Origin of the sequence: Phaeobacter sp. S60, from assembly GCF_000826845.1 — a bacterium.
Lineage (GTDB): Bacteria > Pseudomonadota > Alphaproteobacteria > Rhodobacterales > Rhodobacteraceae > Phaeobacter > Phaeobacter piscinae.
This window is the reverse complement of record NZ_JSWJ01000012.1, coordinates 176,197-201,949: the sequence shown is the minus strand read 5'-3', so window position 1 is coordinate 201,949 and position 25,753 is coordinate 176,197. Positions and strand designations below refer to the sequence as shown.

25 protein-coding genes are annotated in these 25,753 nt (G+C 59.9%); 7 read left to right on the top strand and 18 right to left on the bottom strand.

Going from position 1 to position 25,753, the window contains the following annotated elements; translation table 11 throughout:
* Nucleotides 1–120: 120 nt before the first annotated feature.
* From OO25_RS12900 to OO25_RS12885, 4 genes are all read left to right on the top strand, one after another.
* Nucleotides 121–840, top strand: a complete 720-nt coding sequence (locus OO25_RS12900) for a LuxR family transcriptional regulator (RefSeq protein ID WP_024098459.1) — start codon at nt 121–123, stop codon at nt 838–840.
* Between the two features lie 94 nt (nt 841–934).
* On the top strand, nt 935–1,576 hold the full coding sequence (locus OO25_RS12895) for an acyl-homoserine-lactone synthase (protein WP_040180563.1): 642 nt from the start codon (nt 935–937) through the stop codon (nt 1,574–1,576).
* Nucleotides 1,577–1,684: 108 nt separating this feature from the next.
* The gene (locus OO25_RS12890; RefSeq protein WP_040171190.1) at nt 1,685–3,223 is read left to right on the top strand and encodes an AAA family ATPase; all 1,539 of its coding nucleotides are present in this window, start codon (nt 1,685–1,687) and stop codon (nt 3,221–3,223) included.
* Entirely contained in the window at nt 3,220–3,978 is a 759-nt protein-coding gene (locus tag OO25_RS12885; RefSeq protein WP_040180561.1) for an SDR family oxidoreductase, read from the top strand. Before OO25_RS12890 ends, OO25_RS12885 begins: the two co-directional genes overlap by 4 nt.
* A 95-nt stretch (nt 3,979–4,073) precedes the next feature.
* Here the strand turns inward: OO25_RS12885 and OO25_RS12880 are convergent, their stop codons facing one another.
* The 18 genes from OO25_RS12880 to pcaF form a co-directional block, all read right to left on the bottom strand.
* Nucleotides 4,074–4,964 (bottom strand): TIGR02186 family protein, encoded by an 891-nt coding sequence (locus OO25_RS12880; RefSeq protein ID WP_040180558.1) that lies wholly within the window; start codon nt 4,962–4,964, stop codon nt 4,074–4,076.
* 1 nt (nt 4,965) lies between these two features.
* Nucleotides 4,966–5,889: a sulfite exporter TauE/SafE family protein gene (locus tag OO25_RS12875; RefSeq protein WP_014879074.1), complete on the bottom strand. Its 924-nt coding sequence runs from the start codon at nt 5,887–5,889 to the stop codon at nt 4,966–4,968.
* A 233-nt stretch (nt 5,890–6,122) separates the two neighbouring features.
* The gene (locus tag OO25_RS12870) at nt 6,123–7,088 is read right to left on the bottom strand and encodes an ABC transporter permease (RefSeq protein WP_040171186.1); all 966 of its coding nucleotides are present in this window, start codon (nt 7,086–7,088) and stop codon (nt 6,123–6,125) included.
* Entirely contained in the window at nt 7,088–8,182 is a 1,095-nt protein-coding gene (locus OO25_RS12865; RefSeq protein ID WP_040171184.1) for an ABC transporter permease, read from the bottom strand. The genes OO25_RS12870 and OO25_RS12865 overlap by 1 nt, the downstream gene beginning before the upstream one ends.
* Nucleotides 8,183–9,712, bottom strand: a complete 1,530-nt coding sequence (locus OO25_RS12860) for an ABC transporter ATP-binding protein (RefSeq protein WP_014873497.1) — start codon at nt 9,710–9,712, stop codon at nt 8,183–8,185. It lies immediately after the preceding gene.
* A 198-nt stretch (nt 9,713–9,910) separates the two neighbouring features.
* Nucleotides 9,911–10,906, bottom strand: a complete 996-nt coding sequence (locus OO25_RS12855) for a BMP family protein (RefSeq protein ID WP_040180556.1) — start codon at nt 10,904–10,906, stop codon at nt 9,911–9,913.
* 129 nt (nt 10,907–11,035) lie between these two features.
* Nucleotides 11,036–11,452, bottom strand: a complete 417-nt coding sequence (locus OO25_RS12850; RefSeq protein WP_040180554.1) for a GNAT family N-acetyltransferase — start codon at nt 11,450–11,452, stop codon at nt 11,036–11,038.
* 64 nt (nt 11,453–11,516) lie between these two features.
* On the bottom strand, nt 11,517–12,113 hold the full coding sequence (gene tsaB, locus OO25_RS12845) for a tRNA (adenosine(37)-N6)-threonylcarbamoyltransferase complex dimerization subunit type 1 TsaB (RefSeq protein ID WP_040180553.1): 597 nt from the start codon (nt 12,111–12,113) through the stop codon (nt 11,517–11,519).
* A complete protein-coding gene (locus tag OO25_RS12840; protein WP_014873501.1) occupies nt 12,103–12,666 on the bottom strand; it encodes a NifU family protein in 564 nt (187 codons plus the stop codon). Before OO25_RS12840 ends, tsaB begins: the two co-directional genes overlap by 11 nt.
* Nucleotides 12,667–12,828: 162 nt before the next feature.
* Nucleotides 12,829–13,284 (bottom strand): universal stress protein, encoded by a 456-nt coding sequence (locus OO25_RS12835; RefSeq protein ID WP_040180550.1) that lies wholly within the window; start codon nt 13,282–13,284, stop codon nt 12,829–12,831.
* 86 nt (nt 13,285–13,370) lie between these two features.
* Nucleotides 13,371–14,237 carry a branched-chain amino acid aminotransferase gene (locus tag OO25_RS12830; protein WP_040171169.1) on the bottom strand — a complete coding sequence of 289 codons (867 nt, stop codon included), beginning with the start codon at nt 14,235–14,237 and terminating at the stop codon, nt 13,371–13,373.
* A 126-nt stretch (nt 14,238–14,363) separates the two neighbouring features.
* Nucleotides 14,364–15,131 (bottom strand): Phenylacetic acid catabolic protein, encoded by a 768-nt coding sequence (locus OO25_RS12825; protein ID WP_040180546.1) that lies wholly within the window; start codon nt 15,129–15,131, stop codon nt 14,364–14,366.
* A 62-nt stretch (nt 15,132–15,193) separates the two neighbouring features.
* Nucleotides 15,194–16,267: a 2Fe-2S iron-sulfur cluster-binding protein gene (locus OO25_RS12820; protein ID WP_040180543.1), complete on the bottom strand. Its 1,074-nt coding sequence runs from the start codon at nt 16,265–16,267 to the stop codon at nt 15,194–15,196.
* A 9-nt stretch (nt 16,268–16,276) separates the two neighbouring features.
* Nucleotides 16,277–16,750 carry a 1,2-phenylacetyl-CoA epoxidase subunit PaaD gene (paaD, locus tag OO25_RS12815; protein ID WP_040180541.1) on the bottom strand — a complete coding sequence of 158 codons (474 nt, stop codon included), beginning with the start codon at nt 16,748–16,750 and terminating at the stop codon, nt 16,277–16,279.
* A 70-nt stretch (nt 16,751–16,820) separates the two neighbouring features.
* Nucleotides 16,821–17,594 carry a 1,2-phenylacetyl-CoA epoxidase subunit PaaC gene (paaC, locus tag OO25_RS12810; RefSeq protein ID WP_175304833.1) on the bottom strand — a complete coding sequence of 258 codons (774 nt, stop codon included), beginning with the start codon at nt 17,592–17,594 and terminating at the stop codon, nt 16,821–16,823.
* Complete coding sequence (gene paaB, locus OO25_RS12805; RefSeq protein ID WP_008557866.1) at nt 17,594–17,878, bottom strand: 1,2-phenylacetyl-CoA epoxidase subunit PaaB; 285 nt, start codon at nt 17,876–17,878, stop codon at nt 17,594–17,596. Before paaB ends, paaC begins: the two co-directional genes overlap by 1 nt.
* A 74-nt stretch (nt 17,879–17,952) precedes the next feature.
* Nucleotides 17,953–18,930: a 1,2-phenylacetyl-CoA epoxidase subunit PaaA gene (gene paaA, locus OO25_RS12800; protein WP_040180536.1), complete on the bottom strand. Its 978-nt coding sequence runs from the start codon at nt 18,928–18,930 to the stop codon at nt 17,953–17,955.
* A gap of 23 nt (nt 18,931–18,953) precedes the next feature.
* Entirely contained in the window at nt 18,954–20,156 is a 1,203-nt protein-coding gene (gene pcaF, locus OO25_RS12795; protein ID WP_040180534.1) for a 3-oxoadipyl-CoA thiolase, read from the bottom strand.
* Between the two features lie 351 nt (nt 20,157–20,507).
* Here pcaF and OO25_RS12790 point away from each other — a divergent pair, with 351 nt between their 5' ends.
* The 3 genes from OO25_RS12790 to OO25_RS12780 all read left to right on the top strand — a co-directional run bounded on the left by OO25_RS12790 (nt 20,508) and on the right by OO25_RS12780 (nt 25,699).
* Nucleotides 20,508–22,154 carry a sulfatase-like hydrolase/transferase gene (locus OO25_RS12790; protein WP_040180733.1) on the top strand — a complete coding sequence of 549 codons (1,647 nt, stop codon included), beginning with the start codon at nt 20,508–20,510 and terminating at the stop codon, nt 22,152–22,154.
* A gap of 274 nt (nt 22,155–22,428) precedes the next feature.
* A complete protein-coding gene (locus tag OO25_RS12785) occupies nt 22,429–24,522 on the top strand; it encodes a 3-hydroxyacyl-CoA dehydrogenase NAD-binding domain-containing protein (protein WP_040180532.1) in 2,094 nt (697 codons plus the stop codon).
* Between the two features lies 1 nt (nt 24,523).
* On the top strand, nt 24,524–25,699 hold the full coding sequence (locus OO25_RS12780; RefSeq protein ID WP_040180529.1) for an acetyl-CoA C-acyltransferase: 1,176 nt from the start codon (nt 24,524–24,526) through the stop codon (nt 25,697–25,699).
* Nucleotides 25,700–25,753: the final 54 nt, after the last annotated feature.

Sequence of the window (25,753 nt, the reverse complement as noted above, 5' to 3'; positions counted from 1 at the left end):
GTCGTTGACGCTTCCGCGACGATCGCGGCACAAAGACTAAGAACGCGGTTTGTAGAGCATACCAGCAGCCGCAACGGTGCAGGGGACCTGTGCCAAGACTAAGTGAGATTCAGGCAATTTATGGCAACCAAAGTTAATCTTGATCTGATCCTTGAGGTATTGGACGCGACGACCTCGGTCGATGGTCTGCAGGAGATCATCCAACGGGTCTGCGATACCTTCGAGGTTGATCATGCCATGTACCATTGGGTGGATAGTGCGGGCGATCACTATCATTTTGGCACCTATTCGCAGGGCTGGGTCGAGCGCTACCAGGAAAAGGCCTATGTGCGCGTCGATCCTGTCATTATCGGATGCTATCAGCGTTTCCACCCGGTCGACTGGCGCCGCCTTGACTGGTCCTCCAAACCCGCGCGTGAATTTCTGCAAGACGCCTTGGCGCATGACGTCGGCAACCAGGGATATTCGATCCCGATCCGGGGGCCGAACGGGCAATTTGCGCTGTTTACGGTCAGTCACAATTGCGATGATGATACGTGGACCCGGTTCACCGACAAACACAGCCGTGATCTGATTCTGATCGGGCACTACTTCAATCGCAAGGCGCTGGAGTTTGAACCCGATCGCAGCCCGGAACATGTGCAACCGCTGTCCCCGCGCGAGATTGACGCGCTGACCCTGCTAGCGATGGGCTATAGCCGCGCCCAAGTAGCGAAAACGCTGACAATCTCCGAGCATACTTTACGTGTCTATATCGAGAGCGCGCGATTCAAATTGGGGGCCATCAACACCACCCATGCCATCGCGCGTGCACTGAGTCTCGGGCTGATCATCATTTAACGCGTTGAAGCTACAGGCATTCATTAACCTTATAGTTGAGAATCTCTTCTGGTCGTAATCTGGTCCCACTTTTCTATCTAAAGGGGACTAGATTATGCTTCGCTATGTATATGCACACGACCTGCACCAGCACCGTGAATTGGCCCATTCGATGTTTGTGGACCGCGCCGATCAATTCAAGACGCGGCTCGGGTGGGATGTCTCGGTAGATGCTCAAGGAGAAGAGCGCGATGAATATGATGCGCTTGATCCGCTCTATGTGATTTGGGAGCAGGCGGATGGCCGTCACGGCGGCTCGATGCGGTTTCTGCCCTCCACTGGCCCGATCATGGTAAACGATGTCTTTCCTGAACTGACTGGAGGCGACGCAATCTGTAGCCCGCTGATCTGGGAATGCACGCGGTTCTGCCTTTCGCGTGATGTCAGCGGTAACGTCGCCGGAGCCCTGACCTTGGCCGGGCTGGAGATCATGCGCAACTTCAATATAGCCCATTTTGCAGGGGTGTTTGACCGCCGTATGGTCCGGATCTACCGGTCGCTTGGTTTTAGTCCGGACGTCATTGGCACCATGGGCAAGGGGCGGGACCGGATCTGCCTCGGCCTCTGGGATTATTCGTCGGAAACCTATCACCGCGTTGCACAGAAGGCGGGTATTCAGCCAGAGCTGTCGACATTGTGGTTTGATCGTTCGTTTGGCGGGGCAGAGGAGCCTGGACCCGTCGCCCTGACCGGCTGACGGCTGCGCTGAAGAGGACGTTAGAGGCAGACCTGACCGCTGCCAAAACCGGGACATGCAGGGCCGTCTGCTCTGGTGCAGCCGGCCCTGCCCCTGTAGGGTCGCGACATGAGCGCAGCACCCATAAAATTCTCCGATGATCAGGCGGTTGCCTTTGATCGCGTCAGCAGTCTTCTTCATGACGCGGGGGTCGATCTGGAAGATGATCTGCTACACCCGCCGCGTGGTGACGGCGGTGCAATGGCTGTGATCGGCAAGGCCGGTTCCGGCAAAACGCTGTTGCTGGCGGAGCTGTACAAGGCACTGGAGAAAGCCGGTGTTGAAGTCGTATCGGGCGACTATGAAAGCCGGAAGAAAAACGAGGACCGCCGCACGCTTGCGATCCTGGCGCCGACAAACAAAGCGGCCAGTGTTCTACGCCTGCGGGGTGTGCCTGCAACCACGATTCACCGAATTCTCTACACGCCGGTCTATGATCCTGAATACGAGCGAATTGCCGAATGGCTGGCCGGTAGCGGTGACGAGCCGGAAATTGAAGGGTTGACCGAGGAGGCGCTGGCCCGTGCCAAAGCCTTCTATGAGCGCAATAAATCCATCCCGGGCGCCTTGGCGGCTGCCGGGCTGCGGGGGTCCGATTTCATCACCGGCTGGAAACGCCGAGAGGAGCCGCTGGACATCGGCTTTATCGATGAGGCCTCCATGCTGGATGACCGCCAGTTTCAGGATCTGAAGGAGATTTTTCCGACATTGTTGCTGTTCGGAGATCCCGCACAGCTGGCGCCAGTGAACCAATCAGGTGCGATGGTCTTTGAGACACTGCCGGAAGAGCGCAAGCTGATCCTCAACCGCATACATCGCCAGGAGGCCGGCAACCCTATTCTGGATCTTGCCCATGCGCTTGCAGATCCCGACGTCGGTTTTGAAGATTTTGAGCGTATGGTCGAAGATCTCTCCCACCAGGATGAGCGCGTCGTCTGGGGTCAGCGGGTGGAGGTGGATTTGATGGCGCGTTCCCCGGTCTTGGTCTGGCGCAACAACACCCGAATTCGGCTGCTCAACGCCTTCAGAAATGTGCATGGTGCCCCGGAAGACAGTCTGCTGGCGGGCGAACCGCTGATCTGTGATGGCATTGAACTGCCGATGAAACACCGCAAGAAACGGTTGGATCTGGAGGCCCGTGGTCTGATCAAGGGCGCCCAGGTGATCTATCTCGGGCCGGGCCGGAAACCGGGGTTTTCGCGTCTTCATGTGATGGGAGCAGAAGATCCGCAGGTGTCCGCCGCGTCAATTGTGAAGATCGAGAAACCCGAAGAAGAAGAGCCCTTCATTCCGTTTGCCGCGCGTATGGGGGCCGCGTTTCTGCATGGGGCAGCGGTCACCATTCACAAGGCCCAAGGGTCGCAGTGGCCAACGGCACAGGTTTTTGCCCCGGACATCTACGCGGCTGCGCGGATGGGACGGGTGGAGGCTGGTCAGCCCCTGTGGAAGCGGCTGACCTATGTCGCCATCACACGGGCACAGGAACGGCTTATCTGGGTGGTGCGCAACCGTCTGGCAAAGCCAACCGGCCCGCTGCAGGTGGACGACCTGCGCGCAGCACCAGCCAGCGCTCTGACATTGGAAATGCAGGAGGACAGCCCGGTATGAGCGCAATGGACGAAACCTCCAGGCGAACGATCCTGATCACCGGTGCAAGTTCTGGTATCGGTCGTGCCGTGGCTGAGGTGTTTCTTGAGAAGGGCTGGCAGGTTGGCCTGGTGGCGCGTCGTGCAGAGCAGTTGGAAGAGGTCGCACAGGGGCGTGACACAGCTCATGTTCTACCCGCTGATGTGACAGACCCAGACGCAGTGGACCACGCCTTTGATTGCTTCGCAACGCGGGTAGGGCGGTTGGATGTGCTGTTCAACAACGCCGGTATATTCACCCCTTCGGGCACCATTGACGAGATTGAGCTGGAAGATTGGTTTGCCGCTGTCAATGTGAACTTAAACGGTATGTTTTTGGCAGCGCGCGCGGCCTTTCGCCAGATGCGCCGGCAATCACCACAGGGCGGCCGGATCATCAACAACGGATCCATCGCGGCCCATGTGCCGCGCCCAAGATCAACGCCCTATGCCGCGACAAAATCCGCGATTACCGGGCTGACCCGTAGCCTGTCGTTGGACGGGCGCCCCTTTCAGATTGCCTGCGGGCAAATTGATATTGGAAACGCGCGCACCCCCATGGTGGAAGATTTGAGCGCGCGCCAGATTGCAGCAGATCCGACAGCCGCACCAATGGAGACCTTTGCTGTGGCAGATGCCGCACAGTCAGTGCTGCATATGGCAGATCTGCCGCTTGAGGCGAATGTGCAATTCATGACGGTCATGGCGACGACCATGCCCTATATCGGACGCGGCTAGGCAAGACGCGGGCGGCTCCCGCCCGGTACGATACCAGCAAGCTGGCGACGCACCCGTTGGGGGTGGCGCCGCGCTTTGCGCGGCGAGGGCTGTCCTTAACTCCTGCGCAGGAGGCGGAAGGCGGCGGAAGCACCCCAACCTGCGGCGATCGCAATGGCCAATGACATCAAACCGTAGAGAAACGGCTGTTCGCGCGACATCGCGTAGAGAAAACGCTCCAGCCCCACCTTGCGCACGTCTATGCTGGTTTCGTACTGCGCCACCACTGATCCCCCGCGGGTAAGCAGGATGCGCGTGCTATAAGCCCCTTCGGTCAGGTCGGCAGGCATGTCAATCGCGGTGCGAAACAAGGTCTGCTGATCCACCGCGACGGTATTTTCCCGTAGCGAGTAGAGATCATTGTCTGAGCGGATGCGGATCACGGCTTCGGCGAATTGCTGGGCACCACGGATGTGCATCCCCGCCCCAACCGAGCGGATCGCACGACCCACCGACACCCGATACCGCAGATCTTCGGTATCGCTCAGCACCTGCGAGAGGGGCGCGCTGGTGGCGACCGCATAAAAACTGGGGGCCGAATCCACCAGAACGCTGTCAGTATTGACCCAAATGCCCAGCTTTTTCTCCTTGCGCCGAACCATCACCGGAGACGCCGGGCCGGACACTGCGACAATCACCTCAAGCGGGTCATCCTGCGGGATCGGTGCCTCGCGCTTCACGGCGCCAAAGATCAGGATCTCCGAGCCGTCAAAGTTGGCAGTGATGGCCACACGGTCCTGGCTGAGTCCCAGGACAACCTCTTCGCGCGGTCCGGCTGCGGGTTCAATGTCGGCTAGGTTGGTGGCGGTTTGCGCTGCCGTTGGGGCTGAGGCAAGTGGCGTGAACGGCATCGCCAAGAAGACTGCTGCACAAAGCCGTCGACTGGCGCCGCGCCAGCCTGAGCGCACCTTGATTTGGTGATTACGATGGGTAGCGCAACGGAGCATCTTAATGGCCCCCGTCGCTGCCGAGCGAATAGAGCTCGGACGGCATGAGCAAGAGGTCCAGACCGAGCTTGACACAGACCACGATCACCATGAGGGCGAGCAGGATACGCAACTGCTCTGCCTTCAGATAAACCCCAATCCGAGTGCCGATCTGCGCACCGATAACGCCGCCGACCAGCAACAGAACCGCAAGGACGATATCCACAGTGTAGTTCGTGGTGGCGTGGAGCATGGTGGTGAAGGCCGTCACCAGAATGATCTGAAACAGCGATGTGCCCACAACAACTTTGGTTGGCATGCCCAGAATATAGATCATCGCTGGCACCATGATGAAACCACCACCAACCCCCATGATCGCTGCCAGAATACCGACAACGACACCGACCAGCAGTGGTGGAATGACCGAAATGTAGAGACCAGACGTGCGAAATCGCATCTTAAATGGCAGAGCATGGACCCAACCACGCTGTCTGCGGGGTGCTGGCGCCGCGCCTGCGGAGGCCTTGGATTTTCGGATTGCGTTCAGGCTTTCGACGAACATCAGCCCGCCAACCACACCAAGGAAGACGACATAGCAGAGTTTGACCAGTAGATCGACCTGACCAAGCGCCTTGAGATAGTTGAAGACCACCACCCCGAGCGCAGCGCCCAGCAGACCTCCGGCTTGCAGGACCAGACCCATCTTGATGTCGACGGTTCGCCGCCTGAAATGCGCAAGAACGCCGGAAAAAGAGGAGGCGACGATCTGATTGGCCTCGGTAGCTACGGCAACCGCCGGGGGGATGCCGATGAAAAACAAGAGCGGCGTCATCAGAAAGCCGCCGCCAACCCCGAACATGCCGGACAGGATGCCGACCATACCGCCGAGCCCCAGAAGCAGGAATGCGTTGACCGACACCTCGGCGATGGGAAGATAAATCTGCATATCAGTGTTAGACCGCAGCACCTGCGTAAAATCAACTGTCGATGCCGCTGTGCAGAAAACAGGACTGATGCTGTGGGGAAAACTGGACCTATGATTTTCGGCAGGGGGCCCGGTGCTGTTGATTGCTGTTCGACGTGTGCAAGTAGAGTGAAACGCAAAACGCCCGGCCATGGCCGGGCGCTCGACGATGTTTCCGCACAGTCCCAAGGGACTATGCGGAATGGAGCTGGATATCAGCGTTCCTTGACGTAGGGCTCACCGCCGGCCTTGGGCGGTACGGCCTTGCCAACAAAGCCAGCCAAAATCACGACTGTCAGAATGTAGGGCAACGCGTCCATCATCTGAACCGGGATCACAAAGGTCCCGATTTCGATGTTCTGGAACCGGAGGGCAACCGCTTGCAGGAGGCCGAACAGAAGGCAGGCTCCAAGCGCATGCCACGGACGCCACTTCGCAAAAATCAGCGCTGCCAAGGCAATGAAGCCCCGGCCTGCGGTCATGTCCTTCACAAACCCGGCCTGAAGCGCGGTCGCAAGATACGCACCTGCGATCCCGCAAAGGAGGCCGCAGATCATCACGGCAGCGTAACGCAGCCCGACCACGGACACACCGGCGGTATCAACGGCTGCCGGGTTCTCCCCAACGGCGCGCAGGCGCAGGCCAAAGCGGGTGCCAAACAGGATCCATGCGGTCGCGGGAACCGCTAGGAAGGCCAAGTAAACCAGCACGGAGTGGCCAGACAGCAGCTCGCTATAGATCGGGCCCAGTACCGGCACATCCGCCAGTGCATCCGCAAACGGCAGATTGAGTGGTTCAAAACGACCACCTGAGAACAGGGACGGGGTACGACCGCCCTGCTGGAACCAGTCCTGCGCAATCAGCACCGTCATGCCGGCAGCGAGGAAGTTGATCGCCACACCGGAGATCAGCTGGTTGCCACGGAAAGTGATCGAGGCAAGGCCGTGCAGCCCGCTGAGGACCAATGAAGAGGCGATACCGGCCAAAAGGCCCAGCCAGACATTCCCCGTGGTCGCGGCAACCGCAGCGGAGAAAAATGCAGCCATCAGCATCTTGCCTTCAAGGCCAATGTCGAAAATGCCCGCACGTTCAGAGAACAGACCTGCCAGACAGGCCAGGAGCAGCGGCGTGGCAAGGCGAACGGTGCTGTCAAGCACCTGGATCAGAGTCAGAAAATCCATCACGCTTTCCCCCGGCGCAGAGCGAGGAAGATCCGCTCCAGCGGGCCTCTCACCATATTGTCCAATGCGCCCGTGAACAGGATCACCAGGGCCTGAATGACCACGATCAATTCGCGCGGGATGCTGGTCCAGAGCGCCAGTTCAGCGCCACCCTGATAGAGGAAGCCGAACAGGATCGCGGCAAGGAACACACCAAAGGGATGGCTGCGCCCCATAAGAGCCACGGCGATGCCGATGAAACCGGCGCCTTCGGTGGAGTTCAGAACCAGACGCTCTGCCTCCCCCATCACATTGTTGGTGGCCATCATACCGGCCAGACCGCCTGAGATCAGCATGGCAATCATGGTGATCTTGACCGGTGAAATCCCGGCATAGAGCGCGCCATATTCAGAGTTGCCATAGGCCCGAATTTCATAGCCAAGCTTGGTGCGCCAGATTAGCAACCAGACGGCGATACAGGCACCAACAGCCACAAGAAAACTGACATTTGCTGGCGCCGCCTTGGAAAACTCGATGCCGATAGGCGCCAGAAGTTCATGCAGCGACGGCAGGTGAACGGCTTCAGGAAAGCGGGCTGTGGCTGGATCCATTGATCCTTCTGGGCGCAGCAGGTTCACCAGCACATAGTTCAGCACCGCAGCAGCGATGAAGTTGAACATGATGGTGGTGATCACGATGTGGCTGCCGCGCTTTGCCTGAAGATAGGCTGGAATGGCCGCCCAGGCTGCCCCGAACAGCGCAGCACCAAGGCTGGCAAAGATCAATGCAAGCGACCAATGTGGCCACGGGATATACAGGCAGACCAGGGCGACCCCAAGGCCGCCGAGCATGGCTTGACCTTCACCGCCGATGTTGAACAGCCGCGCGTGGAAGGCCACGGAGACTGCCAGGCCCGTGAACAGGAAATTGGTGGCGTAGTAGAGCGTATAGCCCCAGCCATAGGTCGATCCCAGCGCGCCGGATACCATCAGGTTCACCGCGGCGATCGGGTCTTCACCAATGCCAAGGATCACCAAGGCAGACAGAATTGCGGCCAATATGAGACTGATCAGCGGGATCAGCACGACATCGGCCCATTTAGGCATCTTATCCATTTACGCGGCCTCCCCCGCGACGCCGGCCATCAACAGGCCTAGCTCTTTCTCATCTGTCTGATCTGCCGGGCGTTCGCCCATGATCATCCCGTCAAACATCACAGCAACACGGTCGGCGAGCGATAGGATCTCTTCCAACTCGACCGAGACCAAGAGGATAGCTTTTCCCTGATCGCGCAGTTCGACGATCTGCTTGTGAATAAACTCGATGGCACCGATATCGACGCCCCGTGTGGGCTGGCCGATCAGCAACAGCTCCGGGTTGCGCTCGATTTCGCGGGCCACAACGATTTTCTGCTGATTGCCTCCGGAGAAATTCTTGGCAGCGAGCCATGGATCCGGCGGACGCACGTCAAACTTGGCCATCTTGGCTTCTGTATCGGCGCGCAGGGCGGCGTTGTTCATCAACAGACCGCGCTGGTACTCAGGGGCGTGGTGATAGCCAAATGCGACGTTTTCCCAGGCGTGGAAGTCCATGATCAGACCTTCGCGCTGACGGTCTTCGGGAACATGGGCCACATGGGCTGCGCGACGGGCGCGGGCGTCAGATCCGGCACCAGACAATGGCAAGGGCGCACCATTGAGGCGAATGCTCCCCTGACCTTCACGCATGCCACCCAAGACTTCCATCAGCTCGGATTGGCCATTGCCTGCAACACCGGCGATCCCCAGGATTTCTCCGGCTCGGACGGTCAGATCAATGTTCTTAACACGCGCGACACCCGCCTCATCAACAACGCTGAGATTCTCAATCTCGAGGATCGGTTTGCCAGGGGTCGCGGGGACCTTGTCGACGCGCAGCAGCACCTTGCGACCGACCATCAGCTCGGCCAGATGCTCGGGGCTGGTCTCGGCGGTCTTTACGGTGGCGGTCATCTCGCCACGGCGCATCACTGACACCGTGTCGGTATATTCCATGATCTCGCGCAGCTTGTGGGTGATCAGGATGATCGTTTTCCCCTCAGCGCGCAGCCGGTCCAGAATGCGGAACAGCTGATCCGCTTCTGCCGGGGTCAGCACGCCGGTCGGTTCATCCAGAATCAAAATGTCGGCCTGCCGGTAGAGCGCCTTCAGAATCTCGACGCGCTGTTGCATACCCACGCCGATTTCGTCGATGCGCGCATCAGGGTCAACGTTCAGCTCATACTCGGCTGCCAGATCCTTCAGCGATTTTCGCGCCTTGCTCAGCGATGGCTTTAGCAGCCCACCGTCCTCGGCACCCAGAATGATATTCTCCAGCACGGTGAAGTTTTCAACGAGCTTGAAGTGTTGGAACACCATGCCGATACCGGCTGAGATCGCCGCTTGGCTGTCGGGTATTTCGGTCCGTTTCCCGTGAATCCAAACTTCGCCTTTATCGGCCTTGTAGAACCCGTAGAGGATGCTCATCAGCGTTGATTTGCCCGCTCCGTTTTCGCCGATAATCCCGTGGATCGTGCCAGGGGCAACACGGATTGAGATGTCCTTATTGGCCTGAACCGGGCCAAAGGCTTTGGAGATGCCTTTTAGTTCAATTGCTGGTGCCGTCATTCGGGCTCCCCTTATTCATCCTCGATCAGTTGGCACAGATCCGCGTCACAGCGACGAGCGGTTAACATGTGCATTTTAGCCAACCTAGGAAAAACCAAACCCGGAGGCGGCAAAGGCGCAGCCTCCGGGCAATATGAAACCCCCGGTCACCACCATGATCGCAAGGGGATCACGGTGGGCCGGGGGGCAGTTCAGTGCTTAGAAGGACAGAGCCGGGCAGCTGTCGTCCGACATATAGTCATGCACGGTGATCTCACCGGTTGCGATCTTGGCAGCCGCGTCATCGGTGGCAGCGGTCATCTCTTCGGTGATCAGGGACGCATTGTTGTCGTCAACTGCGAAGCCAACACCGCCGTTCGACAGGCCCATGACAGAGAAACCTGTTTCCAGCTCAGGACCGTCGGAGAAGGCTTCGAACACAGCGTTGTCGACGCGCTTCATCATGGAGGTCAGGACCTTGCCCGGGTGCAAGTGGTTCTGGTTGCTGTCCACGCCGATCGACAGGATGCCTTCGTCAGCTGCGGTCTGCAGTACGCCAACGCCAGTGCCGCCTGCTGCTGCATAGACAACGTCAGCGCCCTGGCTGATTTGCGCTTTGGTCAGCTCGGAGCCTTTGACCGGGTCATTCCAGGCCGCCGGGGTGGTGCCGGTCATATTGGCGATCACGGTTGCGTCCGGGTTGGCCGCTTTTACGCCCTCGGCGTAGCCACAGGCGAATTTGCGGATCAGCGGGATATCCATGCCGCCGATGAAACCAACGGTGCCCGATTTGGATGCCTTGGCTGCCAGCATACCCACGAGGTAGGAGCCTTCGTGCTCATTGAAGACCACAGAGCGGACGTTGGGTGCATCGACAACCATGTCGATGATCACGAATTTGGTGTCCGGGTAGTCTGCAGCGACTTGACCGAGTGCATCTGCGAAGGCAAAGCCTGCCATTACGATCGGGTTGGCGCCCGCTTCGGCAAAGCGGCGCAGCGCCTGCTCACGCTGAGCTTCGGACTGCAGTTCGATTTCGCGGAAGCTTTCGCCGGTCTCTTCTGCCCAACGCTGCGCGCCGGTGAAGGCTGCTTCGTTGAAGGACTTGTCGAACTTGCCGCCCAGATCGAAGATCAGCGCCGGTTCTGCGATCGCAGCACCCGCTGTCAGCGCCACGGCTGCCGCGGCGCTCATCAGGGATTTCATCAGGGTCATAGGGGTACTCCCAATTTGTTGTTCTTGATGCGGCCAGTTTGACCGCCCCAACCCATGTGTTTTTAAAAAGGTGCGACAATTTAGGCCGTAGGCTGCGGAAAGGGTCAACCGTTTTTTGACCTTTTGGTGTTATTCTGCGCTTTCGGCCTTGCGTAAACTGACGCTCATGAGCACTGCGTCCACTGCTGCTGTGCCTTGGCGGGGGTAGTATCCGACCCGTCGGCCGCTCTCTGCGAATCCATAAGCCTTGTACAGGCTGCGGGCCGGTTGGTTGTCTTCTGCGACCTCCAGAAACCCAACGGTTGCACCATGCGCCAAGGCGACCTCCCACCATCTCTCCAGAATCGCCTGCGCCAGACCTTGCCGTTGATGATCGGGGTGGGTGGCAATCGTCAGCAGTTCCGCTTCTCCCGCAACGACGCGGCCAAGGGCAAAACTACGCGCATCCCCGACGGTATAGCTGAAGGGGCTGTCCAGCAGGGCCGCAAATTCGCGTGCTGACCAGGGGCGACCCTGCAGAAAGGCAGCCTGATGGGTGCGGGCCATCTCCTCCGGCGTCGGAGGGCTCGGCTGGTTATGCACGGGTGTTGTCATGGTCAGCAGGTAGATTTTAGCCGTCAATCAGTGTTGGCGGTGCGTCTTTGGCGGGAGCGGCATCAGCCGCTCGCAGATATAGCGGGGCCGGGGCGGATATAGTGTCTTTGTAGCGCGCTGCAGCCCTGCGCGCGATTGTTTCGGCAATGCGCGGTGGCGTCGCCTCGGCAACCAATTCCAGCCTCAGCGCGGTTGCGATGGCTTGCGCTTCGGCAAGCGGCATCAGCCGAGGGTCTTCTCCGGGGGGGTGCGCGTAGACCTGATCACGTGGCGCAGGTACCGCGGCGAATGTGCCGGGGTGCTCACGCGCCTCAAACCCGCTGACGCCGACGGCGGGGATTTCCAACCCCAGTGCCAGGCCTCTCGCAGCTGAGACGGCAATGCGAATGCCGGTGAAGTTGCCCGGACCCACGCCAACTCCCAGCGCATCAAGATCCGCCCAAGTCACTCCGCCCTGATCCAGCACCTCTTCCAGCAGCGGTATCAGACGCTCCGCCTGTCCGCGCGCCATTTCTTCGCAGGTCTGCGCGAGGATGACGTCACCCTGCAACAAAGCGGCCGCGCAATGCGCGGCCGATGTATCAAATCCAAGGACGAGGGCGTCAGACGGCAACGGGGCGCACCTCGGTCACTTCCGGGATGTAGTGACGGAGCAGGTTTTCAATGCCCATTTTCAGGGTCAGCGTTGAAGACGGGCAACCCGCACAGGCACCTTGCATGTGCAGATAGACAACGCCGCGATCAAAGCCATGGAACGTGATGTCGCCGCCATCTTGTGCCACCGCAGGTCGCACACGGCTGTCGAGCAGCTCTTTGATCTGGTTGACAATTTCGCCATCCTCGCCAGTGTGTTCAGCATGGCCCGAGGTTTGCTCACCGCCCTCTGAGATGACGGGCTGGCCGGACTGGAAATGCTCCATCACAGCGCCCAGGATCGCGGGCTTGATGTGGTCCCACTCAACGGTGTCAGCCTTGGTGACCGTGACAAAGTCATTGCCAAAGAACACGCCGGTGACCCCGGAAACGGCAAAGATTCGCTGCGCCAGAGGCGAGCTGCCTGCGGCATCGGCGGTTGGAAAATCAGCGGTGCCCATCTCCAGAACAGTCTGGCCCGGCAGGAATTTCAGCGTCGCCGGGTTGGGCGTGGATTCGGTCTGAATGAACATGTCGGGCCTCCTTAAAGCGTGGCAGAGATATGCGCCTCCGACCCGCTTAAGTCAAGATTTGGAACAATTCTAAATTCGAAAGCCCTATCGGGCCGTGCTGGCGCGTCCGGGTCCAATCTCCTCAGGAGGAGAAGGGCAACCGTGCTGGCAGGTCAGAAGCGATCAGGTGATCGCTTCCAGTTTTTCCTTGGACAGATCGCCGGGCACAATTGTGATCGGCACCGGCAGGCTGCCGGATGAGCGGCTCAGTTGAGTAACAAGCGGGCCTGGACCTTTGCGATCATCCCCCGCGCCCAGCACCAGAACACCGATTTCGGTATCGGACTCGATCTGGGCGATGATCTCGGGCACGGCTTCGCCTTCACGGATCACCAGTTTCGGTTTAATCCCCTGACGATCACGCATCCATTTCGCAAAAACTTCAAAATGCGCATGTATGCGTTCACGGGCTTCCTCCCGCATCACTTCGCCGACGCCGATCCAGTGGTTGAACTCATCCGGGGGAATCACCGAAAGGATCTCCACCCCGCCGCCGGTTTTGGCAGCGCGCATGGCAGCGAACCGCATCGCGTTCAGGCATTCCCGGCTGTCATCCAATACGACAAGAAATTTGCGCATATTGATCCTCTGGTTGTTCCGATTGGATCATGGCGCAAGCGATCCCATGGTGCAATAGACGAGCACGCGGCGTCACGCGGCCGGGATCAACTGCCGTTGCTTGTGGCCCAGTCCCAGTAAAGGTCGCGGGTTCGTTTGGCGATGGGGCCGATCTGATACTGGCGATCGTCAAAGGCGGTGACCGGGGTGACTTTGCTCATATTGCCCGACATGAAAATCTCATCGGCCTGTTCAAAATCCGTGTAGCCCAGGACGCTCTCGTGAACCGTGACACCATCGGCGCGCAGGTTTGCGATATGTCGGGCACGTGTGATCCCGGCAAGAAAGGTGCCGTTTGCGATTGGGGTGAAGACCTCTCCGTCACGCACCATGAAGATATTTGCCGTCGCGGTTTCAGCGACATTGCCCATCGCATCCAACGCCAAGGCGTTGCTGAAGCCTTTGGCGCGGGCTTCACGCAGCATACGGGCGTTGTTAGGATAGAGGCAGCCTGCCTTCGCATTCACCACCGCGCTCTCAAGGATGGGCCGCCGAAAGGAGGTGCGGGTCAGTGTGGCGGAGGCGGTCGGGGGCGCCATCGGGATCTCTTCCAGGCAGAGTGCGAACTGGGTGCTTTCGGGCCCCGGAGCAATCATCGTGGAATCGCCGCCTGTCGCCCAATACATAGGCCGGATGTAGACGGCCGCGCCGGGTGCAAAGAGAGATAGGCCGTCTTTGGCGATGGCGACCATATCAGCGACACTGACGGTCGGCGCCATCATAAGCGCCTCAGCGGAGGCATTGGCGCGGGCGCAGTGCAGATCAAGATCGGGGGTGACCCCATCAAACAGACGCGCCCCGTCAAACACCGAGGACCCGAGCCAGGCCGCATGGTCTGCAGCCTTCATGATCGCGACATCGCCATCGTGCCAGCTGCCGTTGAAATAGGTGCGAATGGTCTTGCTGATCGCCATGCCGGGCCTCGTCCTGTGGGTGCTGGAGTGGGGTGACCCTAGGGCGCAATGGGTCAGTCGTCCAGACCTTTTCCTGCCATCTGCGCCTGGGCGTATTGCCAGATCTGAGCGATCACTACGCTTTGGTCAGGCGGGCTCTGGGGCCTCCAGCCCCAACTCTCGCAGAACGCCGCGCATCTCGCTTTGCCACCTGGTGCGCAGGTCCGCATTGCTGCGGTGGCGCAGGCCGAGCGCACAGAGGGTCTCGAACTTGTCAGAGGCATCAGCGCCAAAGCTGATGGCCACCCGGGGCCACCAATAGTGGATGGATTCTTGCAACATGTTGATGTCGCCTTCATGCACCAATCGCGACAGCCCTTCGTGGGCAAGACGCGCATGATGGGCTTCGACGGGCTGAATCGCGCGGAAGGCTTCAGCCAATGGTTGGTAGGAAATCATCGACAACTCTGCCAGCTGCACAGCGACCGCGCGGCCCATCAGAAGGTTCATAACCACAGCATCGGCCCACCCTTCCAGCGGGTAGTTGAATACTGCAAGGCGCCGGTCGTGTTTGGAACGGCTCTGATCCAGCCCGGCCTCGCGATCCAGGCGCGCAGTCCAGGGGTGATGATCCACATAGCGTTCGGTGTCGGCACCGAAATCACCCATGACCTGCAAAACACGATCAGCGTTGGCGGTTTTTTCCAGCACTATCCGGGCCGCAGCCATGCGGGATTTGATGCCCGGACCTTCGTTGATGATATCAACGAATCCCGCCGCGCCTGCAAGCGCGCTGTCGACGAAGCTGGCCATGATTGTCATCAACTCAGCGCGGTAGCGCGGCGGCACATTGGATGGATTGCTAAGGACGCCACCGGCCGCCAGATAGCTCTCGATGCTCATCTCATCATTCATGCCATGGTCTCCTTGGGTCTGCTGATGGGGGGCTGTCGCTGCCTGCGCCCTAACCTAATGGGCTATTGATCGTAGTCCACCACCACTTTGTCACTGAGCGGATAAGCCTGACAGGACAAGACATAGCCTTTCTCGACTTCGTAGTCCTCAAGCGCATGGTTGGCGACCATCTCGACCTCGCCCTCCAGTACCTTGCAGCGGCAAGTGGAGCAGACGCCGGCTTTGCAGGCGTAAGGCGCGTCCATCGCGTTTTCCAGCGCGGCGTCCAGCAGGGTCATGTCCTTACCCATCTCGATGGTCTGGGTGGCGCCGTCCAGTGTGATGGCGGCCTTGGTCTGGTTCGCGCCCGAGGTGGCATCGCTTGCGGTGACGGTGCGTTTGGCGCGTCCCGGCTGGGCAGAGGCGAACAGCTCGAACTTGATCTGACTGTCACTAAGGCCGGCCGTACGCAAGGCACTGGCGATGCCCAGCATCATCGGCTCGGGGCCGCAGATAAAGGCGGTGTCGACCGACTTGATGTCGATCCAGTGCTCGAACAGCTGCGCGCATTTGTCCTCGGTCACGAGGCCGGTGAAGAGGTCGATCTCCTGCGCGTCAGACTCCAGCACATGGATCACGTTGAGTCGGCCCATGTACAGGTTCTTGAGATCCTCCAGCTCTTCGCGGAACATGATCGTGTTCACGCCCTTGTTGGCATAGACCAGCGTAAAGGAGGCGTTGGGTTCGGCCGCCAGCGTGGTCTTAAGGATCGACAGCACCGGCGTGATGCCTGAGCCGCCGGCAAAACCCAGATAGTGCTTCTCCGCACTTGCATCGAGCGGTGTGAAGAATGTGCCCATCGGCGGCATCGCCTGCAGGGTGTCGCCAGGTTTCAACTCGGTATTGGCCCAGGTTGAGAAGGCGCCGCCGTCAACACGTTTGATGCCGACTTGCAGGATACCCTCGCCGCGCCCGGCGCAGATCGAATAGCTGCGGCGCAGCTCCTCGCCGTCGAAGTCGCGGCGGAAAGTCAGGTATTGGCCTTGGGTGAAATCAAACTCCTCAGCCGCACCGCCCGTGGGCTTCAGGGTGACCACTACCGCATCGCGGATAGTTTTACGGACATCGGTGACTTCTAGGTCGTGAAAGCGCGCCATCAGGTCTCCTCAGATGCACTTGAAATAATCAAAAGGTTCAAGGCAGTCCTGGCAGCGCCAGTGAGCCTTGCAGGGTGTCGAGCCGAACTGGCTGACCTTGGTGACTTCTGTACTGCCGCAGTGCGGGCATTTTTCGGGCCCGCCTGCGGCTTGGGGCGGGGCGATGCCGTAGGCCTCCAACTTGGCGCGGCCCTTGTCGGACAGCCAATCGGTGGTCCAGGCAGGGGAGATCTGGGTCTTCAGTCTCAAATCCGCAATGCCGTGGCCGCGCAGGGCTGTTTCGATATCCAGGGCAATCACTGCAGTTGCCGGGCAGCCAGAGTAGGTAGGGGTGACTGAGACAACCAGAGTTTCCCCATCCCAGGCCACACCACGGATGACGCCCAGATCCACCAGTGAAATCACCGGGATTTCCGGGTCGGGCACAGCGTCGAGCCACTCCCAGATCTGGTCAATGCTTGGCTGAGTTGTCACCTGGCTCATCCGGTCTATCCTCACTGGCTGTTTCGCCGACCCGAGGTCGGGGGCCGCCCCTAGTACGTTGGCCGTGGCCTTACCACTTGGCGCCGGGATAGGCGCGCTGCAGCCATTGCATTTGGGTCAACAGGTGACCCAGATGTTCCGTGTGCATGGCACCGGTACGCCCGCCTTTGTGGGCAAAGCGGCTCTCCGGGATGGTTAGGGTCGCATCGCTCAGCACGCGGGAGACCAGCGCATCGTATTCCTCACGTAAGGACGCAGGATCGGGGGCGATGCCCGCCGCTGCCATCTCGGCATCCACAGCGTCCGACTGGAACATCTCGCCCACATAGGGCCACAGATAGTTCAGCGACTCCTGCATCCGGCGGTGGCTTTCTTCGGTGCCGTCACCCAAGCCCACCACAGTGTCGGCGGAGCGTTCCAGGTGATAGGCAACCTCTTTCGAAGCCTTCTCGGCGATGGCTGCAACCCGCTCGTCCGAGGACTTCATCAGCCGACCCAGCTGGATCGAATGCCAGGCGTCGAACAGGAACTGGCGCATCAGGGTGCGGCCGAAGTCGCCGTTCGGCACCTCGCACAGCAGCACATTGCGAAAATCCCAGGCGTCGCGCAGGAAAGCCAGATCATCGGCAGATTTGCCGTCTCCCTGTACCTCAGCCGCGAGGCCGAGCCACATCTGGGTCTGGCCGATCATGTCCAGCGCGGTGTTGGCCAGCGCGATGTCTTCTTCCAGCACCGGCGCATGGCCGCACCATTCGCTGACCCGGTGGCCGAGGATCAGGGTATTGTCCCCCATCCGCAGCAGGAACTGGGTGAATGCCTCGTCCTTGTTAATATCGGCGGTCATTACATCGCCCCCACTTCTTCGGGGATGTCGAAGAAGGTCGGGTGGCGGTAGACCTTGCTTTCCGACGGCTCATAAAGCGGGCCCTTGTCGCTGGGCGAGGAGGCGGCGATATGGTTTGCCTCAACCACCCAGATCGACACGCCTTCGTTGCGGCGGGTGTAGACGTCGCGGGCGTTCTTGATCGCCATTTCGGCGTCGGGCGCATGCAGGGAGCCGACGTGGCGGTGGCTCATTCCGTGCTGGCCACGGATAAAGATTTCCCAGAGGGGCCATTCGTTTTTCATGTTTCAATTCCTCCTGGCTGAAGGGGGCGCCTTCGCAGCGTCAAAAACGGGCGGAGCGCCAAAAATGCTTGGGGTTACTCGGCGGCGTGCCGACGTGCGGCTTTCTTTCTGGCGTGGGCCAAGAGCCCGTCACGCACCCATTTGCCGTCGTCCCAGGCCTTGTTGCGGGCGGCGAGGCGGTCTGTGTTGCAGGGGCCGTTGCCCTTCAGTACGTCGTAAAACTCTGACCAGTCCGGGTCGGTGTAGTCATAGTGACCGCGTTCCTCGTTCCATTTCAGGTCCGGGTCGGGGACGGTGAGGCCAAGGTATTCGGCCTGCGGCACGGTCTGGTCGACGAACTTCTGGCGCAGCTCGTCATTGGTGTTCATCTTGATCTTCCAGGCCATCGACTGGGCGGAGTGGACCGAGTCCTTATCGGACGGTCCGAACATCATCAGCGACGGGTACCACAGGCGGTTCAGCGCATCCTGCGCCATCTTCTTCTGTGCGGGCGTGCCCTCCGCCATCTTGCGGATCGCGTCATAGCCCTGGCGCTGGTGGAAGCTTTCTTCCTTGCAGACGCGGATCATCGCGCGGGAATAGGGGCCGAAGGAGGTCCGCTGCAGCGGCACCTGATTCATGATTGCGGCCCCATCGACCAGCCATCCGACCGCGCCGATGTCGGCCCAGTTCAGCGTCGGATAGTTGAAGATCGACGAATACTTCATGCGGCCGTCCAGCAGCATTTCGGTCATCTCATCGCGCGACACACCCAGCGTTTCCGCCGCACAATACAAGTACAGGCCATGGCCGGCCTCATCCTGCACCTTGGCGAGCAGGATCGCCTTGCGCTCCAACGTCGGGGCGCGGGTGATCCAGTTGCCCTCGGGCAGCTGGCCGACGATTTCCGAATGCGCGTGCTGGCCGATCTGGCGGATCAGCGTCTTGCGGTAGCCTTCGGGCATCCAGTCCTTGGGCTCGATCTTCTCGCCCGCGTCGATGCGCGCCTGAAAGGCCGCCAGCTGTTCCGGATCGTCCTGGGTCGCTTCGGATTTGACCATCTGAGCATACATGTCTGGGACCTCCCTTGGGTTTGTTACACGCGTTCCAGGATCAGGGCGGTGCCCTGTCCGACGCCGACGCACATGGTGCAAAGCGCATAGCGCCCGCCGGTGCGTTGCAATTGATAGGCGGCGGTCAGCACCAGCCGCGCGCCGGACATACCCAGCGGGTGGCCAAGCGCGATTGCACCGCCGTTGGGATTAACATGGGGTGCATCGTCGGCAACGCCAAGTTCGCGCAGTGTCGCAAGGCCCTGCGAGGCAAACGCCTCGTTCAGTTCGATCACGTCCATCTGTTCGATGGTCAGGCCGGTACGCTCCAAAACCTTGCGGGTGGCAGGCACCGGGCCGATGCCCATGATGCGCGGCTCGACCCCGGCAGCGGCCATGCCGACGATGCGGGCCATAGGCTTCAGGCCGTTCTTCGCGGCCGCGGCCTCATTCGCCATCAGGATCGCCGCAGCACCGTCGTTGACGCCGGAGGCGTTGCCGGCTGTCACGGTCTTGTCCGGGCCGTTGACGCCCTTGAGGCCCGCCAGCTTCTCAGCCGAGGTGCCGGGGCGGGGGTGTTCGTCGGTGTCCACCACCAGATCATCGCCCTTGCGCTGGGGGATGGTGACCGGGGTGATCTCGTCGTTGAAGATACCGGCCTCATGTGCTGCGGCCCAGCGGGCCTGGCTGCGGGCGGCGAATGCGTCCTGATCCTCGCGGGAGATGCCGTAATCTTCGGCCACATTATCGGCGGTCTGCGGCATCGAGTCGGTGCCGTACATCTTCTCCATTTTCGGGTTCACGAAACGCCAGCCGATGGTGGTATCATAGATTGCGTTGGCGCGGGTGAAGGCGGAAGTCGCCTTGGGCATCACGAACGGCGCGCGGCTCATGCTTTCGACGCCGCCGGCGATGGCCATGTCGTAGTCGCCAGCCTTGATCCCGCGTGAGGCCATGCCGACCGCATCCATGCCGGAGGCGCAGAGCCGGTTGATCGTGGTGCCCGGTACATCCACCGGCAGGCCTGCCAGCAGTGCTGCCATGCGCGCCACGTTGCGGTTGCTTTCGCCGGCCTGATTGGCATCACCCAGGATCACATCGTCCAGGCTGCTCCAGTCTACATCCCGGTTGCGGGCGGCAAGCGCGGCAATCGGCAGAGCGGCAAGATCATCGGTCCGCAGCTTGCTGAGCGCGCCGCCGTAGCGGCCGATTGGGGTACGGGTGGCATCGCAGATGAAAGCATCCATGGGTGTTCGCGTCTCCTCAGTGGCGGCAAGTCATAAGCCGACCATATAGTCGGTAATAGGTTCAGAAGTGATTCTCGGCAAGAGAGATGTAACCATAAAGTTCATTTTCTAGAAAACTTGTAACATATTAATGGTCTGCCACCGGCTGATTTGTCAGCGCGGTGCAGTGTTGATGCGTCCAGCCTGGAAGCCTGTTTCGCTGAGCGATGAGATGTGGGATAGTTTACATGTTGACTAAATTTGTGCCTGCACTCTGACTGGCAAGGGCCTTGGCCTGCACCTTTGACGAGCGTGTCAGTAGCAGGCAGAGACAGTCAAAGGCAGAGACTGCCACAGGCAGAGGAGGGCTTGGTGAATATTCTCTACATCATGTTTGACCAACTGAGGTTCGACTATCTCAGCTGTGCGGGGCATCCGCACTTGCAGACACCGCACATTGACGGCCTGGCGCAACGTGGGGTGCGGTTTGCGCGCGCCTATGTGCAATCGCCGACCTGTGGATCTTCGCGTATGTCCAGTTACACAGGCCGCTACCCATCAAGCCATGGCGTGCAATTTAATGGCTACCCTCTGCGTGTCGGTGAATGGACGATGGGTGACCATCTGCGCAAGGCCGGGATGAGCTGCCATTTGATTGGTAAAACCCATATGGTTGCAGATGCCGAAGGGATGCAGCGTCTTGGCCTTGCTCCTGACAGCATTATTGGCGTGCGTCAGACGGAATGTGGTTTTGATCCGTTTGTTCGTGATGACGGGCTTTGGGCCGAAGGACCGGACGGCTTCTATGATGGCAAGCGCAGCCCCTATAATGAGTATCTCAAGTCGAAGGGCTATCCGGGTGAGAACCCGTGGAGTGATTTTGCAAATGCCGGTGCCGAGGGGCAGGATGTCGCCTCGGGCTGGTTCATGGTCAATGCGGACAAGCCAGCCAATATTGCTGAGGAAGACAGCGAAACCCCATGGCTTACTCGTGAGGCAATGCGGTTTATTGAGGCGGCGGAACAAGACGGTGATCAGCCTTGGTGCGCGCATCTGAGCTATATCAAACCGCATTGGCCCTACATCGTGCCAGCCCCCTATCATGATATGTATGGTGCCGAGCATGTGCTTCCGGCTGTGCGCAGTGCCGCCGAGCGGGAGGAGGCTCATCCCGTGTTCGAGGGGATGATGAACAATCAGATTGGTCAGGCCTTTTCTCGTGATGAGGTGCGCGAGAAGGTGATCCCGGCCTATATGGGATTGATCAAACAGGCCGACGATCAGATGGGCCATCTGTTTGCCTGGCTAGAGGCGACGGGACGCATGCAGGACACTATGATCGTGCTGACGTCAGACCATGGAGATTACCTCGGCGATCATTGGCTGGGAGAAAAGAACCTGTTCCACGAACCGTCGATCAAGGTGCCATTGATTATCTATGACCCGCGAAGTGAAGCGGATGCCACACGCGGAACCACTTGTGATGAGTTGGTTGAGGCGATTGATCTGTTGCCGACATTTCTGGAAGCAGCGGGAGGGACGCCTGCTCCACATATCCTTGAGGGGCGCTCTCTGATGCCATGGCTACTTGGCGAGATGCCCGAATGGCGCGACTATGCCGTCGCAGAGTTTGACTATGCGACGCTGCCGTTGTGCGAAAAGCTTGGATTGGCCCCCAAAGACGCCCGCTTGTTTATGGTGGTCGATAAGCGGTGGAAGTTCATGCACGCAGAAGGCGGTCTGCGCCCCATGCTGTTTGATCTTCAGGACGATCCTGATGAGTTGATAGATCTTGCTAAGGCAGGCGCGCATCAGGAGGTGATTGATCTGATGTATGACCGTCTGTTGGAGTGGGGACTGCGGATGTCTCAGCGCATCACGCTATCGGACGAACAGATTGCCACGCGGCGGGGAAAGTCAGCCCGGAAGGGGATCCTCTTGGGAGTCTACGAGGCGTCCGAGGTAGATGACACATTGACTGAGGCCTACCGGCGACCAATCCCAAAACCCGCGAACTGATTGCAATTGTCGGTTCTGAAGAGACGCACCGTCATATGCCGCAGATGTTGAGCGACGCTTGGCAAGCCGCAGTGGGGCGCGGCATGATGGGTCTTGTCAGCTTGCAGAGCCATATCTAGGGTGAGTTCCATGTTGCGGAATAATGTTCCGCATTGCGAAATTGATAGGGCCGAAGCCTGCGCCGACTAAGGATAGTCACGCCGCAGACCGGCTCCGGTGAGCTGCGCCGTGCTAAAATCCTGATCGGCACCGCCCGCAAAAAGAGGAAAGTTCCATGACCGAAGCCATTGTCTACGAGCGGATTGGCGACATCGCAGTTCTTGCCGCGCAGAACCCGCCGGTAAATGCACTTGGTATAGATGTGCGCCGCGGTCTGTTGGCAGGAATTGAGCGGGCCGAGACGGAAGGCGCGCGAGCCGTATTGATCTATGGCGAGGGGCGGACTTATTTCGCGGGTGCTGATATCCGTGAATTTGGCAAACCCATGGAAGAACCAGGCCTGCCGGACCTCTGCAATCGTATCGAAGCCGCCAAGCTGATCGTCGTATCGGCCCTGCACGGCACAGCGCTGGGCGGTGGGTTGGAGGTTGCACTTTCCTCGCACTACAGGATCGCCGTGCCAGGCGCCAAGATGGGGCTGCCGGAGGTCCATCTGGGGATCATTCCAGGCGCCGGTGGTACCCAGAGGCTACCTCGCGTCGCAGGGACAGAGGCCGCATTGGAGATGATCACGACCGGCCGCCACGTGGCCGCTGCCGAGGCTTTCGATAAGGGCGTTATTGATCGTATTGCTGAGGGCAGCCCGCGCGAGGTTGGACTGGCCTATACCCGTGAACTCCTCGAACAGAATGCGCCGCGTCGCCCGATCTGTGACATGCCCGCGCCGGAGCCCGTCGATTTTGATGCCACATATGAGCGTGTTCTGGCCCGTGGGCGCGGCCAGCTCTCCCCGGCGATTGCGGTGCGTGCGGTCCAGGCCGCCTGCGAGGCGCCAAGTTTTCTTGATGGTGTGCGGCAAGAACGAGAATTGTTTATGAAGCTGATGCAAAGCGATCAGCGGCAGGGGTTGATCCACGCTTTCTTCTCGGAACGGGCGGTCAGCAAACTGCCCGAGCTTGCTGATGTAACTCCTCGCGATATTGCCGCAATGGGGGTCATCGGCGGTGGTACCATGGGGGCTGGCATCGCGACAGCTGCGCTGATGGCAGGACTGTCGGTTGTGCTGATTGAACGGGACGAGGCGGCCTCGGTTGCGGCACGGGAGCGGATTGAAGGCAATCTCAAGGGCGCGCTGAAGCGGGGCAAGATCAGCCAGTCACATTTCGACGCTATTCTCAATGAGGCGCTTGAACTGGCAACGAATTATGCTGCTCTGTCGCAGGTCGATCTGGTGGTCGAAGCTGTTTTTGAAGACATGGATGTGAAACGCGACGTTTTTGCAGCGTTGGATGAGCATTGCAAACCAGGCGCCATTCTCGCCAGCAACACATCATATCTGGATATCAATGACATTGCGGCCGCCACCGGTCGGCCATCTGATGTGATCGGACTGCATTTTTTCTCGCCCGCACATGTGATGAAGCTGTTGGAGGTGGTGGTCGCGGATCAGACCGCGCCCGATGTCGTGGCCACCGGTTTCGCCCTTGGCAAAAGGCTGCAGAAAACCTCAGTACGCTCCGGCGTCTGTGATGGCTTCATCGGCAATCGGATCATGAACAGCTATCGCAAGGCCGCTGACTACATGGTTCTGGACGGCGCCTCTCCCTATCAAATCGACAAGGTGATGACCGGGTTTGGCTTCGCCATGGGGCCGTTTGCGGTGGCCGACCTCGCGGGGTTGGACATTGGCTGGGCCGCGCGCAAGCGTCGCGCGCCGACACTCGACCCACGTGAACGGGTGGTGCATTTCTCTGATATGCTATGTGAAGGCGGCGATTTCGGGCAGAAAACCGGTCGCGGTTTTTACGTCTACGAAGAGGGCAAGCGTGGCGGGACGCCGAATCCACAGGTCGCCGAATACATCGAACGCGATCAGCGCGATCAGGGCGTGACGCCGCAGGTTTTTGCCAATGACGAGGTTCTGCGCCGCTACATGTGCGCGATGGTCAATGAGGCGGCAAAGGTCGTCGGTGAGGGCATCGCTCGCCGTCCTCTGGATGTCGATATGGTGCTGCTGTTTGGCTACGGTTTCCCCCGGTTCTGGGGCGGCCCGCTGAAATGGGCGGACCTGCAGGGGCTGGACAGCATTCTCAAGGATATTCGTCGCTACGCCAAGAAAGACGCCTTCTTCTGGCAACCGGCCCCGCTGTTGGAGCAATTGGTTGCCGAAGGGCGCAGCTTTGATGACCTCAACAAGGAGGCCCGCTGATATGAAACAGGCTGTTATCGTTTCCGCCGCCCGCACCGGTCTGGCCAAATCCTTTCGTGGGTCTTTCAATCAGACGCATGGCGCCACTTTGGGTGGGCATGCGGTCGCCGCCGCTGTTGAGCGGGCGGGTCTGGAGGGGGGTGCAGTTGAGGATTGCATTATTGGTTGCGGCTTTCCCGAAGGGGCGACAGGGCACAATATCGGGCGCCAGATCGCTTTGCGCGCCGGCTTGCCGCAGTCTGCGGCTGGCATGACGGTGAACCGGTTCTGCGCGTCGGGCCTGCAGACCATTGCGCTGGCGGCGCAGCAAATCACTGCCGAAGGGGCCGGACCGATGGTTGCGGGCGGGGTGGAGAGTATCTCCATGGTGCAGCCCAATGTGACGCAGGTGCAGGATCCCTGGCTACAAGAGCATAATCCTGACGTCTACATGGCGATGATTGACACGGCGGATGTCGTGGCTGAGCGCTACGGTATCAGCCGGGAGGCGCAGGACGCCTATGGCCTGCGCAGTCAGCAGAAAATCGCAGCAGCGCAGGATGCGGGCATCTTCGACGATGAAATCGTGCCCATGCAAACGGTTATGGCAATAAAGGACAGGGACACCGGAGAGATCAGTCATCGCGAGGTCACGGTAAATCGGGATGAATGCAACCGCCCGCAGACGACATTGGACGGGCTGGCCGGACTGGAACCGGTGCGCGGTGCAGGCAAATTCATCACCGCAGGGAATGCCAGCCAGCTCTCGGATGGTGCGGCTGCGGTTGTGATGATGGAGGCCGATGAGGCCAGTCGCCGCGGTCTTGATCCTATGGGGGCGTTTCGGGGATTTTGCGTGGCGGGCTGCGCGCCCGATGAAATGGGCATTGGTCCCGTGCATGCCGTACCGCGCCTGCTGGAGCGGCACGGGGTGACGGTGGCAGATATTGACTTGTGGGAACTGAACGAAGCCTTCGCAAGTCAGGCGCTTTACTGCCGCGACAAACTCGGCATTCCGGATGAAATCTGTAACGTCAACGGCGGTTCAATTGCGATCGGCCACCCGTTCGGCATGACGGGTGCCCGGATGGTGGGGCATCTCCTGCGTGAGGGTCGCCGACGCGGCGCCAAACTCGGGGTGGTTACCATGTGCATAGGCGGCGGCATGGGCGCGGCGGGCCTGTTCGAGATTTATTGATTACAACCGCGCGCGGCTCGCCATGTTGAGGGGAGCGGGACGGACAAGTCAAAC